Here is a 13491-nt window from a genome sequence, read left to right on the forward strand (position 1 = left end):
GTGTCGCGCTCCCGGTGACGGATGGGCACGGCCTGCAAGCTGCAGGCCGTGCCTTTTTGTTTGCGACTAACTTTAAATATAGTCCGGCGTTTTCGGGGTGAATAAAGAAGTATTACATTGTAACGCATTGTATCATCTAGTGATATATTAATAATAACTCCAAAATTATACATTTGTTAACCTAGATGTTGCAGAAGCATCCTCATGAAGACAACGCGATCCCCCAAGTGGATCGAAACTGACTGGATGCATTACATGACGTCGAGGGCAATCTTCCTTTCCTGCGTTGGCGCTGTTGCGCTTGGAACGTCAGCGGCAAATGCGCAGACGGCAGTCGAGCGCAACCTGCCCCCCGCACCGCCGCCGTCGCAGGCGACCGTTGATGCCGGAACGGACGTGCCGGTGTCGCAGGATGACGCCCCGTTCGGCGCAAGCCTGAAAGCGATCGTTCTCCTCGACGACGATGATGCGGTCATGGATGCAGCCGCGGTTTCCCCTGGCGTGCATGCCGCACAACTTCCCCAGCTCGGTGAGAAGCGCCTGAATCGCGCTTTGGCGCGCTTCCTTGGGCAGCCGCTCAGCCGCAAGCTGGTTTCCGAGATCCAGGCCGAGATCGCAAAGTCCGGCCGCGCTTCGGGTCGCCCCTTCATTTCGCTTTCCACGCCGGAGCAGGAGATCACGACGGGCGTGCTGCAGATCCGCGTTCTGGAATTCCGGACCGGGCAGATCGCCGTGCGCGGCGCCGAGGGCCGCAAAGCCAAGGCGATCGAGGCGCAAGTGCGCACCGTCCCCGGTGAGCCGATCGATGCGACTCAGCTGGCTGAAGATCTCGACTGGCTCGGGCGCAATCCGTTCCTGACCGTCGGTGCACAGTTCGCGCCGGCCCAGGAGGAGGGCTTGACCGATCTGACCCTGGCGGCGGACGTGACACGGCCATTCCGTCTCTACGGCGGCTGGTCGAACACCGGCTCGCAGTCCACCGGTACCGACCGCTTCTATGTCGGCGGCATGGTCGAACTGCCGGTTCTCTCCGGGGGCTACGCCTCCTACCAGCTGACCGGCAGCCGCGATTTCTGGGCGAAGGGCGGGCGAATCCTGCGCAGTGAGCCGCGTTATCTGGCCCATGGCGGTCGCCTCTACATTCCCACCGGCGCGCGCCAGAATCTGGAGATTCTCGTCAGCGACGCGCTGACCAACCAGGTGATCGACGCCAATTTTTCGGTTCGCCAGCGGACCACTGAAGGAACGCTCGGTTATCGCATGGCGCTCTCCAACCTGGGGCTGTCGGCGGGATCGGGTGATCTGCTGATCGGGATCGAAGGCAAGCATCAGCATCGCACCGTCCTGTTCGGCGACGAGGTGGCCCTGGAGACATCGGCCGATCTCTGGCAGGGGCTGGTGGGCTGGTCGAAGAGCTGGCTTGGAAATGGCCGCCGCGTCTCCGCCGCGCTCAATCTTCATGGCAGCCCGGGCGGGGTGACAAGCCGCAATACCGCCGAGCGCCTCGCGGAGATCAGCAACGGACGGATCACGTCGGCCCGCTACGCTTATGCGACGCTGGACCTTTCCGGCCAGACGCGGCTGCCCAACAACTTCGCGCTGACCAGTCAGCTCTCGGCCCAGTTTGCCGGCAAGGCGCTGCCCCTTGCGACGCAGGTCGGCCTGGGCGGAGACGGTCTGGTTCGCGGCTATACGCCGGACGACGGCAGCTTCGATAGCGGCGTGGTGATGCGCAATGAGCTGCACATCCCGCCCTTCAACCTGGCGCCCGGCAAGCGGGACCTCATGTCTCCCTATCTGTTCGTCGATGCCGCTTACGGCCGCGATCACGCGCTTCGCAGCAATGAAGCCGTCGCATCCGTGGGTGTCGGTACCGACTATCGCATCGGCCGCCACTTTTCGGCCGGCGTGAATTCCGCCTGGGCTCTGACCGATGGTCAGCGCACCCAATCCGGCGACTGGCGCATCCAGGCACGCGTCACCGTCTCGTTCTGAACACCCCGAATATCCAACACCCCGAAGTAACACCCCACGCACGACAAGGACCACAACCATGACCAAGACCACCAAGACGCCCAAGAACAGCATCGAGCTCAGCGGTTCGCAGTTCCTTTACGGCCAGCCCGAGGCGCTGCATTCGGAAGATCATCGCGACCTGAAGTTCGTTGCTCAGGAGGCACCCTTCGCCAAGGCCGAGACCGTGCACATCGTGCCGCTGCTCGTCGGCGAGTTCGCCCAGGCGATGATGCATTACCCGATCGTGTTCGGTGGTCCCGAGAAGACGCCGATGGCGATCATGGGCCTCAAGGAAGGCCAGAACATGTTCGTGAAGAACGGCCGCTTCGAGAATGGCGCTTATGTCCCCGCCTATCTGCGCCGCTATCCCTTCACCCTTGCCGGTGCGGGCGAAGAGCAGTTCGTGGTCTGCATCGACCGCGACGCGCCGGGCTTTGGCGAGGGCGAGGAAGGCCAGGCCCTGTTCGAGGCCGGCGAACCGACCGACTTCACCAAGAACGCGATCGCGTTTCTCAACGAGTTCGAGGTCGAGCGCAAGCGCACCCAGGCGTTCGTCGAGGTGCTGATCGAAGCCGATCTGTTCGAGGTCAAGCACACGCTTTCCGTCGCCCCCAGCGGCGAGCAGGAGCTGGTCGCGGACTATTACGGCATTGCCGAAGAGAAGCTGCATGCTCTTGACAATGAGCAGCTCGGCGACCTGCTCAAGCGTGGCGCCGTCGCCATGATCGACGCGCACCTTCTTTCCCTTCAGCGCTGGAACGACCTCGTCGCTCGTCGCACTGTAGAGGCTTCGGACATCGTACTGGAACTGAACAAGGAGGATGAGCTGGTCGCAGCCTGATGAATTAGGCGATCGTCCCTAGTCCCCCAAGCCGATCGCCGATGGCGACCAGATGACGATCTGGTCGCCATCATATTTACGGGAGCAAAACGACCACTTGCAGCGTTTCAGATTTCTGTTTCGGCAGTATCGGAGACTAGGGCTATTGCTGGTCATCTAGATATTAACATGGACTAGGAATTCTGGATAACCCAGGATGCTTTTCCTCGCGATGGAATCGCGTTAAGATTATTTCACTCAATGTCTTCTCGCGAGTGTCCAGCCGGAATGGCAGCCTCGCGAACAAGGGGGCGCGCGGCGGCCGAAGCGGCCGCGCCCCGATGGGAGGTCGGAAAAATGGACAGGCCGCTTGTCGTCAGCATCGTTGAGGATGATGCCGATATGAGAATATTGCTCGAGCGCTTCCTGAAGAGCGTCGGCATGGAGGTCACGAGTTTCAGCGACACGAGCGGCCTTGACGAGGCCTGGCTGGCTACGCCGCCTGATGTCATCCTGCTCGATGTCAATCTTCCGGGCGAAAGCGGCTTCATGGCGGCGGCCCGGCTTCGGGCCCGCTCGATGGTCGGGCTCGTCATCCTCACCGGCCGCACCGCCGAGGAGGACAGGCTGCTCGGGCTGTCCATGGGCGTCGATCATTATCTCGGCAAGCCCGTCAATCTACGTGAGCTCGAAAGCGTGATTCGCAATCTCGGCCGTCGGGTCGGCGCGAAGCCTGTGCCCAGCGAAGTGCCGGTCGCCGCCAGCGAAAAGCCGGGCTGGAACCTCGATTCCAGCGCCTGGCTGCTGACCGCGCCCAATGGTCGCTCGGTCGATCTCTCCTCGGCGGAATATCAGGTGTTGCAGTCCCTCCTGGAGGAGCCGGGCCAACCGCAGTCCCGCGAAGCGCTCAACGAGATCCTGGGCAAGCCGCGTCTGGGCCCGGACAATCGCAGCCTCGACGTGCTGGTCTCGCGGCTTCGTCGCAAGGCGGAAGAACTGACGAGCCTGTCCTTTCCCCTGAGAGCGGCGCGCGGGACGGGTTATGTCTTTGCGGGCGATGCGCGTATCAACCGGAAAGTCGAAAGCGGCTCCTGACGGGCTGTCTGCACTGCGGCCGGCGCTCCTGAACGTGCGCGAGGGCAAGCGGATCGCGAAAATACCGTGCGGGGTCCCCCGGCGCAAGCATTGACCCTGTCACGCAGGACGTCCACTGGAGGCTGGTTTTTCCGGTCCGGCTCATGTCTGACCGCGATCAGCATAGACTTTCCTTCAGTCGTACAGGGTGGCCATGCAACTTGCTGGGTTCGATATTGGCCGGTTTCTGGCCGAGCACTGGCAGAAGCGCCCGGTGCTGATCCGCAATCCCTGGGAGAACTGGCACAATCCTCTCGATCCCGATGACCTGGCGGGCCTTGCCTGCGAGGAGGGTGTCGAAGCGCGCCTCATCGTCCGGGATGGGGCAGGGCTGTCGGTCGAGCAGGGGCCCTTGCCGGAAGCGCGCTTCGGCAAGCTGACGGATGATCCCTGGACCCTGCTGGTGCAGGCGGTGGATCATTATGTCGATGAGGTCGCGGCGCTGGTCGAACCGTTTCGGTTCGTGCCGAACTGGCGGATCGATGACGTCATGGTGAGCTATGCCACCGACGGCGGCGGGGTCGGCCCGCATTTCGACCAGTATGACGTGTTTCTGATCCAGGGTCTGGGGCGGCGGCGCTGGCGCGTCGGACCGCGATGCACCTCGGCGACACCTTTGTTGCCGCATGAGGACCTGCGCCTGCTCGCGGATTTCGACGCCACCGAGGAATGGATATTGGAACCCGGCGATATCCTCTATGTGCCGCCGCTCTTTGCTCATGACGGCGTTGCGCTCGGCAAGGATTGCATGACCTATTCGATCGGCTTCCGGGCGCCGTCACGCGCCGAACTGATCGACGGCTGGAGCGGGCATCAGGCGGATCTTCTGCCGGAGGAAGACCGTTATGCCGACCCCGATCTCGACCTTCAGGCCAATCCGGGTGAAATCACGGCCTCGGCGCTCGATCGCCTGCATGCCATGACGATCGAGGCCTTGTCGGATCGCGATGCGTTTGTCCGCTGGTTCGGGCAGTATAATAGCCTGCCCAAATATGCCGAGGCGGACTGGCGACCGGAGCAGCCGATCGAGCCAGCTGAACTGCGCGGACTGCTGGCCGAAGCAGCGCCGCTGTATCGCAATCCCGCCAGCCGTTTCTCCTTCATCCGGCGGACCGGGGACATCCTGCTGTTCGTGGATGGCCAATGTTTCGAGTGTGCGGGCGAGGTCGCCACGCTGGCCGAGCATATGTGCGAAGCGCCGGTGGTCGCGGTCGATCCGGCGCTTGCCGCGTCGCAGCCGGTCCTGACGCTGGTCGCCGCGCTGATCGATCAGGGCAGCCTGACATTCGACGGCGAGGCGTGAGCGGCGATGGCCCTCATCCTCTTCAACAAGCCTTATGGCGTTCTGTGCCAGTTCACGGACGAGAGCACAGGCCCGCCGCGCCGGACGCTGGCCGATTTCATCGATATACCGGGCGTCTATCCCGCCGGGCGGCTGGATCTCGACAGCGAGGGCCTGCTGCTGCTGACCGATGACGGCCGCCTGCAGGCGCGGATCGCGGACCCCCGGTTCAAGACGCCGAAAACCTATCTGGTACAGGTGGAGGGTGACGTGGACAGCGCCGCGCTGGAGGCGTTGCGGCGCGGCGTGCGCCTGAAGGATGGGCCGACCCTGCCCGCCGAGGTGGAGCGTATCGACGATCCCGGGCTATGGCCGCGCGATCCGCCGGTGCGCTTCCGCAAGAGCGTGCCGGATTGCTGGCTGCGCCTGACGATCCGCGAAGGCCGCAATCGCCAGGTCCGGCGCATGACGGCGGCGGTGGGGCATCCGACGCTGCGGCTGGTGCGATGGCGCATCGGCGAGTGGACTCTCGATGGCCTGCAACCGGGGCAATGGCGCGTGATATGAAGGCGGACGCCGGCATCGCCATCACTATCAATCGGTAGGCCGGAAGCCAGCGAATGGGCGAGGGCCCCCATGCGATTTCGCACCGGTCCCCGGGCGATCAGGCGCTGATCGCCTCCAGAGCCTCACTCGCTTCCATCCACGCGATCTCGGCCGTCTCGATCATCGTGGAAAGCCGGCCCCGCTCCTTCATCAGCTCGGCGGGGGACAGGCTGGAGAACACCGTATCGGCCTTCAGCGGATCGGCCAGGGCTTCGTCGATCTTGCTACGTTCGGCAAGGAGGCGAGCGAGGGCGGCTTCCGACTTGTCGGCGGCCTTGCGCAATGTCTGCTGCTTCTCCCGGGCATCGGCTGCGAGGCGCTTGGCTTCCTTCCGGTCGGCGCCGGACGCCTTGGAATCCGTGCCCGGCTTGCTCAGCACGAAGGCGATATAATCGTCCAGCGATCCATCGAACTCCTTCGCCGTCCCGCTATCGACCAGTACAAGGCGATCGGCCGTCATCTCGAGCATATGGCGGTCGTGGCTGACGACGATCACCGCGCCGGAATAAGCATTAAGCGCCTGGATCAGCGCCTCGCGCGCATCGACGTCCAGATGGTTGGTCGGCTCGTCGAGGATCAGCAGATGGGGCGCATCGCGCGTGATGAGCGCCAGCGCCAGCCGCGCGCGTTCGCCGCCGGAGAGCTTGCCGACGAGGGTCGTCGCCTTCTGGGCGGGAAAGCCGAAGCGGCCGAGCTGCGCGCGCACCGCCGACTGGCTGGCGCCCTTCATCAGGGCGGTCATGTGCTGAAGCGGCGTTTCGTCCCGGTCCAGTTCCTCGACCTGATATTGGGTGAAATAGCCCACGCGCATCTTGCCGCTGCTGTTCATCGCGCCTTCCATCGGCGCAAGCTGCGCGGCAAGCAGGCGCGCGAGAGTCGTCTTGCCGTTGCCGTTGCGCCCCAGCAGCGCGACGCGATCATCCGGGTCAAGCCGCAGATTGAGCCGCCGCAGGATCGGCGTCTCGTCATAGCCGACCGCCGCCATGTCCAGCGTGATCAGCGGCGGACGCAGCTCATCGGGATTGGGGAAGTCGAAGGTCAGCGTCGGATCATCGACCAGTTCCGCGATCGGCTGCATCCGGGCGAGGGCCTTGGCGCGCGATTGCGCCTGCTTGGCCGTGGAAGCGCGCGCCGAATTGCGCGCGACATAGTCGCGCAGCTTCTCCCGCTCCGCCTGTTGCTTGGCCTGCGCCGAGGCGAGCTGCGCCTGTCGTTCGGCCCGCTGCCGCTCAAAGGCATCGTAGCCGCCGGGATAAAGCGTCAGCTTGCCGCTGCCCAGATGCAGGATATGGTCGACGACATTGTTCAGGAAATCGCGCTCATGGCTGACCAGCAGGATCGTCGCGGGATAGGCGCGCAGGAAATCCTCCAGCCACATCACAGCTTCCAGATCGAGGTGGTTCGACGGCTCGTCGAGCAGCAGCAGGTCGGGTTGCGAGAAGAGCAGGCTGGCGAGCGCCACGCGCATCCGCCAGCCGCCGGAAAAGCTGGAAAGCGGGCGCTGTTGCGCCTCCTCGTCGAAGCCCAGTCCGTTCAGGATCTGCGCTGCGCGGGACGGGGCAGTGTAGGCATCGATCGCCATCAGCCGATCGTAGATTTCGCCCAAGCGATCGGGGTCTTCGGTCGTTTCGCTCTCGATAAGCAGGGCGGCGCGCTCGGTATCGGCATTGAGGACGGTGTCCAGCGGCGTTTCCTCGCCGCCGGGCGCTTCCTGCGCGATATAGCCCAGCCGGGCGCCGCGCGGCATCTCGACCGAGCCGATGTCCGGCTCCAGCATGCCCGCGATGACCCGCACCAGGGTCGTCTTGCCCGCGCCATTGCGGCCGACCAGCCCGACGCGTCCGCGCGGGGGCAGCTTGGCCGTGGCAGCATCCAGGATGGTCCGCCCGCCGAGGCGAACCGTGATATCGTTGAGATTGAGCATGCGCGGCCCATTAGCAGAGCGACGCGCTGCCCCCAAGTGGGGATGTCAGCTTGTGAATGCGTGCGTTGCCCGGCCCTTGCGCGATCGCCCAAGGCTCGCTGCGGTCCCTGAAAAAAGAGACCTTCCCATTGGGTTGATTGATGATATGATACAGCATATCAAAAAATGGAGACTCGTCATGCGGACCTTTCATGCCGGTCTGGCTCTGTGCCTGTTCATTGTTCCGCCTGGCGCTTCGGCTTGCGAACTGGAGGCTATGGGTTTTGGCCGTTTCTCGCCGTTTCACGATTATATGCCGCAAACCACGCCGGCTGCGGCATCCGGGGCACCCGCGTCTACGGAGGATGAGAGCCGCCCTGAGCCACTGCCTCCCTCCGGCGCGACTTATGTGGCCATTTCGGCCCAATCCCCGGACGACGCCCGCCCGGTTCGGAAGGGCCCGTCGGCCAACTAGAATGACTGTTTGCGTGGTTATGCAATGATCCTTTCCATCAGCGGCCTGTCGCATGGCTTTGCCGGTCGTCCCGTCCTGCGCGGTTTCGCGCTCGACCTCGCGCGAGGCGAGCATATGCTCCTCCTGGGACCCTCCGGCTCGGGCAAGACGACGCTCATCAATGCGGTCGCCGGCCTGCTGACACCGGACGAGGGTGTGGTCGCCATCGAAGGCGAGGTCATCAATCAGCTTGGCGCTGCCGAGCGTGATCGACTGCGTCGGCGCAGGATTGGCATCATCTTTCAGTCCCTGCGTCTGGTCTCGGCGCTCTCCGTGCGGGACAATCTGCGCCTCGCCCAGCGCCTCTCTGGCGGGGGCGTCGACGAAGCGGCCATCGCGGCCTTGCTCGATCAGGTCGGTATCGGGCATCGGGCTGATGCCAAGCCGCGAGCACTCAGTCAGGGGGAGGCGCAGCGTGCCGCCATCGCCCGCGCGCTGGTCGGCAAGCCTGCCCTCCTGATTGCCGACGAGCCCACCTCCGCGCTCGACGACGCCAATGCGGAGCGGGTCGCGCGTCTCCTGCTGGAGACCGCCGACCAGAATGGCTCGACCCTGCTTGTCGCGACCCATGATGCGCGCCTCAAGGCATTCATTCCGCGCAGCCGCACGCTGGCCCCCGCGTTGTCGGAGGCCGCATGATCCGCCTTGCATTTGCCTATCTGCGCGATCGGCCGCTGATGACGGCGCTCAACGTGCTTCTTCTCGCCTTCGCCGTCGCGACCCTGGTGATCCTGCTCTCGGTATCGACACAGCTCGGCTCGCGCTTCGAGCGGGATGCGCGCGGCATCGATCTAGTGGTGGGTGCGAAAGGCTCGCCGCTGCAGCTGATCCTTTCCAGCATCTACCATGTCGACGCGCCGACGGGAAACATCCCGCTGGACAGCGTCGATCTGCTGCGCGCCGATCCATCGGTCCGGCAAGTCATTCCCCTGGCGCTCGGCGACAATTTTCGCGGCTATCGCATTGTCGGCACCGAGCCAGCCTATGCGGATCACTTTGGGGCGAAGCTGGCGGAAGGGCGGGTGTTCGCCGGTCCACACGAGGTGGTCATCGGGGCCGGCGTCGCCGAGGCGCTGGGCATGAAGCTCGGCCAGCGCTTCGTCGGCTCGCACGGGCTGGAGGCTGACGAAGGCGCCGGCGAGCATGAGCATTCGCCTTTCACCGCGGTCGGCATTCTGGCGCCAACGGGCAGCGTCGTCGACCGCCTCATCCTGACCTCGGTCCAGAGCGTCTGGGACGTTCACGGCATCGCGCATCATCATGAAGCGGAAGAGCATCATGATGATGAAGCCGGGGAGCACCATGACCATGAGGCCGAGGCGCATCACGAGCATGAGCCCAATCTCACCGGCCGCGAGGACCTGAAACCCGAGGTGACCGCGCTGCTCGTCTCCTACAAGTCGGCCTTCGGTGCCGTGCGCCTTCCGATCATGATCAACCGCCAGACCAACATGCAGGCCGCCGTTCCGGCGATCGAGACCGCTCGCCTGCTTTCCCTGCTGGGCGTTGGCATCGATGGCGCGCGCGCATTCGCCTGGCTACTCGCCGCGACCGGCGGCCTGTCGATCTTCGTGGCCCTGCTGGCCGCTGCCACTGCGCGGGAAGGTGATCTCGCCCTGCTCAGGATCATGGGCGCCAGCCCCTGGCAAGTCTTCGGCACGATCCTGGCTGAGGGCCTGATCATCGCTATGGCCGGCGCAGGGGCGGGCGTCGTGCTGGGCCATGCCGCGCTGGCGCTCGCGACACGCATGTTCGCACAGCTGGGCGACTTCGGCTTTGATCCCTTCGCGCTTCCGCCGGGCGAAGGCAGCATCGTCCTCGCCGTTCTCGCCATCGGCCTTGTTGCCGCGCTCATTCCGGGCCTGCGCGTGTTCCGCACCGATCTGGTGCGCACGCTCGCCCGGACAAGCTAGGAGTTATGTCCATGCGCCCCGCCTGCCTCGCAGCCCTTGCCGCCATCACCCTCCTTGCCGCTCCGCTTTCCGGCGCGATGCAGGAGACCGGCCGCGTCCCCGATCCCAAGGTCAAGGATATCTGGCAGCCCGCCAAGACGCCGGCGGGCGGGATCGCCTGGTCCATGCTGGAGACGACCAAGCTCAACGACCGGACCGACCCCAAAACCAACATCATCTACACCAAGCCGATTTTCCCGCCCGCGATCAAGGCGCTGGCGGGCAAGCCGATCAAGGTCGCCGGCTGGATGATGCCGCTCGACAATGCGGCGCGGCAGAAGCACTGGGTGCTCTTGGGCTATCCGCCCGGATGCCCCTTCCACATGCATGCGCTGCCAAACCAGTTCATCGAAGTGATGGCTGCTGAACCCTTTCCGGTCAACGAGAGCAAGGTCCATGTGATCACCGGCACGCTTCAGCTGGTCGGTCAGGACGAAAGCGGCATCTTCTATCGCCTCGTCAACGCACGGCCTGCGTAAGGAAGGGAAGCCGCTAGGCGCTTCCTCGCTGGCGTAGATCGGGAATTGCCCAGGCCTGATGTGACGGCGTTGGCCGCGCTCCATAGCCTCAGGCTATTGCGCGGCGCAGCTTTTTTGGGGGACGAGGCGTTCAATCGCTCTAGAATGAAGGCAATCGCGCTTCTCTATGGGCCGCGCCGGACCGGCGCTGCCTTGGGGTCCTGGTGGAACGGAGAGTCTGCAGACCAGATCCTGTCGAGAAGCCCGGTCTTTCCGGTCGCAGTGCAGCGTCCATCCACCTTTTGCGGAGAAACCGTCGCATGGCACCGCGCCTTACGCGTTATATCATCATGGGCATGGTGCTCGGCGTGGCGGCCGGGACGGGGGCGCATTTTGCGCTTGGGGAGAATGCGGAGCTGTCGGGTCGGGTAGCGGGCTATCTTCATCTGCCGGCGGATGTGTTCCTGCATCTCATCAAGATGATCATTGCGCCGCTGGTGTTCTCGACGCTGGTGGCGGGGATCGCGCATATGGGCGACAGCGCGGCACTGGGGCGGATCGGGGGACGGGCGATCGGCTGGTTCCTGGTCGCCAGCCTGATCTCGATCGGCCTGGGCCTTGTGATGGTGAACCTGCTGGCGCCGGGGGAGGGGCTCAACCTCACGCGCACGGCGGCGGAGGCAGGCGCGGCCGGCGGCGCGGCGGGCATCGAGACCGGCGGGCTCAACCTGCGCGATTTCATCCTGCACATCTTCCCCACGTCGATGGTGCAGGCCATGGCGGACAACCAGATCCTCCAGATCGTGGTCTTCTCGCTGTTCGTCGGGGTGGCGCTCACCGCGATCGGGGAGAAGGGCAAGCCGATCGTCACGCTGGTGGAATCGCTGGTCGAGCTGATGCTGCAGGTGACCGGCTATGTGATGCGGGTCTCGCCGATCGCGGTGTTCGGTGCGCTGGCCGCCTCGATCACGCGGGAAGGGCCCGGCGTGCTGCTGACCTATGGCGAGCTGGTCGGCGAGTTCTACATCGCGCTGTTCCTCCTGTGGGGACTGCTGATCCTGGCCGGCGCGTTCTTCCTGGGGCGGCGCATCCTCACGCTGCTGCGCTATGTACGCGAGCCGGTGCTGCTGGCCTTCTCCACCGCGTCCTCGGAAGCGGCCTATCCCAAGATGCTGGAGCAGCTCGACCGGTTCGGCGTGCCGCGCCGCATCTACAGCTTCGTGCTGCCGCTGGGCTACAGCTTCAATCTCGACGGCTCGATGATGTATGCGAGCTTTGCGACGATCTTCATCGCGCAGGCCTATGGCATCGATCTCCCCATCCTCACGCAGATCACCATCCTGCTGGTGCTGATGGTGACGAGCAAGGGGATCGCCGCGGTGCCGCGGGCGAGCCTGGTGGTGGTCGCCGCGACACTGGGGCAGTTCAACCTGCCGGTCGAAGGCATCGCGTTCATCCTCGCGGTCGATCACTTCATGGACATGGGCCGCACCGCGACCAATGTGCTGGGCAATGCCATCGCGACATCGGTGGTGACGAAATGGGAAGGCATGCTCGAGGTGGAGGAGCCCGAGTACGTCGCCCACCCCAAAGCCCCCGCCCACACCGCTGCCGATGGCCGCGCCGGCCTCGAACTCGCCGACGACATGGTCACCACAAGCGACAGCCACAAAGGCGCTTAGGGCAGGCGCGGCGCCTGACGAAGTTGATGCAGGGGCGGGGGCCATCCCCCCTTTTGAAGGACGCCGGGAAGCTGGTATCGCGGAGGAATGGAGCGCGGAGTTGACATTCGCCTGCCCTGTGGCGTTTCAGCAGGGCTTCTCCTTTCCATGATCGGTCCCTGCCCGTGATCAGTTTGCGCCATATCGAGGTTTTCCACGCCGTTTACAGCAACGGCTCGGTCAGCGGCGCTGCGCGTTCGCTCAACGTTTCGCAGCCGTCGGTCACCAAGGTGCTCAAACATGCCGAGATGCTGCTCGGCTTCCCGCTGTTCGAACGGGCGAAGGGCGGGCTCGTCCCGACCGAGGACGCGCACACGCTCTTCGCCGACGTCGCGGAGATCCAGGATCGCGTCTATGCCTTGCGTCAGGCGAGCAAGAATCTGCGACAGGGCCGGACAGGGATGCTGCGCATCTCGGCGCTGCCCTCGCTCAGCCTCAATGTGCTGCCCGCGACAGCCGCGCGGTTCCTCGCCACGCATCAGGGCGTGGGGTTCGACCTGCAAACGGTCCACCATGAGGATATGGTGCGCAAGCTCTACGAGCGCGAGACCGATGTCGTGATCGGGTATGAAGTGCCGCCAGACGCGCCGGTTTCCCATCGCTGGCTGGGCGAGGCGGAGCTGGTCGTCCTGTTCCGTGACGAGGACATGCCGGACCCACCCGCGCGCATCGCTTTCGAGGAGCTCAAGGGGCGACCTTTCATCAGCCCGATCCGCAGCGGACCTGTGGGACGACTTCTCCTGGGGGAGCTTCAGCGCCTCGACGTGCATCTCGACGAAGTCGTCTCGGCGCGCACCTTCTACATCGCCTCGGCGCTGGTCCAGGCGGGCGTCGGCATGGCGATCGTCGATAATTTCACGGCGCATGCAGCGCTTGCGCCGGGCCTGAGCTATCGCCCGCTGCAGCCTTCGCTGGTGTTCGACGTCCATGCGATTCATCTGCAGAATAGGCCGCCATCCGGGCTTGCGACTGCCTTTCTGAAACTCATGGGAGACGCCATCGAGAGCCTATAGCCTCGCGTTATAGGGTGGCGGGAGCTTGCTATGCGACGCCATGCGCGCCGAGGCTCTATCGCGTTTGCGAAA

General features: G+C 64.5%; 11 protein-coding genes. 10 read left to right on the top strand and 1 reads right to left on the bottom strand.

The annotated features are described in order from the left end of the window. The first annotated feature begins 204 nt into the window (after positions 1-204). The 5 genes from HNP60_RS06950 to HNP60_RS06970 all read left to right on the top strand — a co-directional run bounded on the left by HNP60_RS06950 (position 205) and on the right by HNP60_RS06970 (position 5819). On the top strand, positions 205-1995 hold the full coding sequence (locus tag HNP60_RS06950; RefSeq protein WP_184151872.1) for a ShlB/FhaC/HecB family hemolysin secretion/activation protein: 1791 nt from the start codon (positions 205-207) through the stop codon (positions 1993-1995). A gap of 58 nt (positions 1996-2053) precedes the next feature. Continuing rightward, the gene (locus HNP60_RS06955) at positions 2054-2857 is read left to right on the top strand and encodes a SapC family protein (protein WP_184151875.1); all 804 of its coding nucleotides are present in this window, start codon (positions 2054-2056) and stop codon (positions 2855-2857) included. A gap of 336 nt (positions 2858-3193) precedes the next feature. After that, the gene (locus HNP60_RS06960; protein ID WP_184151878.1) at positions 3194-3931 is read left to right on the top strand and encodes a response regulator transcription factor; all 738 of its coding nucleotides are present in this window, start codon (positions 3194-3196) and stop codon (positions 3929-3931) included. Positions 3932-4124: 193 nt separating this feature from the next. Continuing rightward, positions 4125-5273: a cupin domain-containing protein gene (locus tag HNP60_RS06965; protein WP_184151881.1), complete on the top strand. Its 1149-nt coding sequence runs from the start codon at positions 4125-4127 to the stop codon at positions 5271-5273. A gap of 6 nt (positions 5274-5279) precedes the next feature. After that, a complete protein-coding gene (locus tag HNP60_RS06970; protein WP_184151884.1) occupies positions 5280-5819 on the top strand; it encodes an rRNA large subunit pseudouridine synthase E in 540 nt (179 codons plus the stop codon). A 97-nt stretch (positions 5820-5916) separates the two neighbouring features. Here HNP60_RS06970 and HNP60_RS06975 read toward each other — a convergent pair whose 3' ends face one another. Further along, positions 5917-7782, bottom strand: a complete 1866-nt coding sequence (locus HNP60_RS06975; RefSeq protein ID WP_184151887.1) for an ABC-F family ATP-binding cassette domain-containing protein — start codon at positions 7780-7782, stop codon at positions 5917-5919. Positions 7783-8260: 478 nt separating this feature from the next. Between HNP60_RS06975 and HNP60_RS06980 the strand changes: the two genes are divergently transcribed. The 5 genes from HNP60_RS06980 to HNP60_RS07000 all read left to right on the top strand — a co-directional run bounded on the left by HNP60_RS06980 (position 8261) and on the right by HNP60_RS07000 (position 13419). Beyond that, positions 8261-8914, top strand: coding sequence for an ABC transporter ATP-binding protein (locus HNP60_RS06980; protein WP_184151890.1), 654 nt, complete (start codon positions 8261-8263; stop codon positions 8912-8914). Beyond that, positions 8911-10188, top strand: a complete 1278-nt coding sequence (locus tag HNP60_RS06985) for an ABC transporter permease (protein ID WP_184151893.1) — start codon at positions 8911-8913, stop codon at positions 10186-10188. The genes HNP60_RS06980 and HNP60_RS06985 overlap by 4 nt, the downstream gene beginning before the upstream one ends. Positions 10189-10199: 11 nt before the next feature. Continuing rightward, positions 10200-10706 (top strand): DUF3299 domain-containing protein, encoded by a 507-nt coding sequence (locus HNP60_RS06990; protein ID WP_260394764.1) that lies wholly within the window; start codon positions 10200-10202, stop codon positions 10704-10706. A gap of 299 nt (positions 10707-11005) precedes the next feature. Then, positions 11006-12367 carry a dicarboxylate/amino acid:cation symporter gene (locus HNP60_RS06995; RefSeq protein ID WP_184151896.1) on the top strand — a complete coding sequence of 454 codons (1362 nt, stop codon included), beginning with the start codon at positions 11006-11008 and terminating at the stop codon, positions 12365-12367. A 167-nt stretch (positions 12368-12534) separates the two neighbouring features. Then, entirely contained in the window at positions 12535-13419 is an 885-nt protein-coding gene (locus tag HNP60_RS07000; RefSeq protein ID WP_184156917.1) for a LysR substrate-binding domain-containing protein, read from the top strand. Positions 13420-13491: the final 72 nt, after the last annotated feature.

The sequence above is a fragment of the Sphingobium lignivorans genome, from assembly GCF_014203955.1.
Taxonomy (GTDB): Bacteria; Pseudomonadota; Alphaproteobacteria; order Sphingomonadales; family Sphingomonadaceae; genus Sphingobium; species Sphingobium lignivorans.

What these genes read in the sequence shown, in the direction of transcription:
- HNP60_RS06950 (WP_184151872.1), top strand. Translation starts at nt 205, where the DNA reads ATGAAGACAACGCGATCCCCCAAGTGGATCGAAACTGACTGGATGCAT.
- HNP60_RS06955 (WP_184151875.1), top strand. Translation starts at nt 2,054, where the DNA reads ATGACCAAGACCACCAAGACGCCCAAGAACAGCATCGAGCTCAGCGGT.
- HNP60_RS06960 (WP_184151878.1), top strand. Translation starts at nt 3,194, where the DNA reads ATGGACAGGCCGCTTGTCGTCAGCATCGTTGAGGATGATGCCGATATG.
- HNP60_RS06965 (WP_184151881.1), top strand. Translation starts at nt 4,125, where the DNA reads ATGCAACTTGCTGGGTTCGATATTGGCCGGTTTCTGGCCGAGCACTGG.
- HNP60_RS06970 (WP_184151884.1), top strand. Translation starts at nt 5,280, where the DNA reads ATGGCCCTCATCCTCTTCAACAAGCCTTATGGCGTTCTGTGCCAGTTC.
- HNP60_RS06975 (WP_184151887.1), bottom strand. Translation starts at nt 7,782, where the DNA reads ATGCTCAATCTCAACGATATCACGGTTCGCCTCGGCGGGCGGACCATC.
- HNP60_RS06980 (WP_184151890.1), top strand. Translation starts at nt 8,261, where the DNA reads ATGATCCTTTCCATCAGCGGCCTGTCGCATGGCTTTGCCGGTCGTCCC.
- HNP60_RS06985 (WP_184151893.1), top strand. Translation starts at nt 8,911, where the DNA reads ATGATCCGCCTTGCATTTGCCTATCTGCGCGATCGGCCGCTGATGACG.
- HNP60_RS06990 (WP_260394764.1), top strand. Translation starts at nt 10,200, where the DNA reads ATGCGCCCCGCCTGCCTCGCAGCCCTTGCCGCCATCACCCTCCTTGCC.
- HNP60_RS06995 (WP_184151896.1), top strand. Translation starts at nt 11,006, where the DNA reads ATGGCACCGCGCCTTACGCGTTATATCATCATGGGCATGGTGCTCGGC.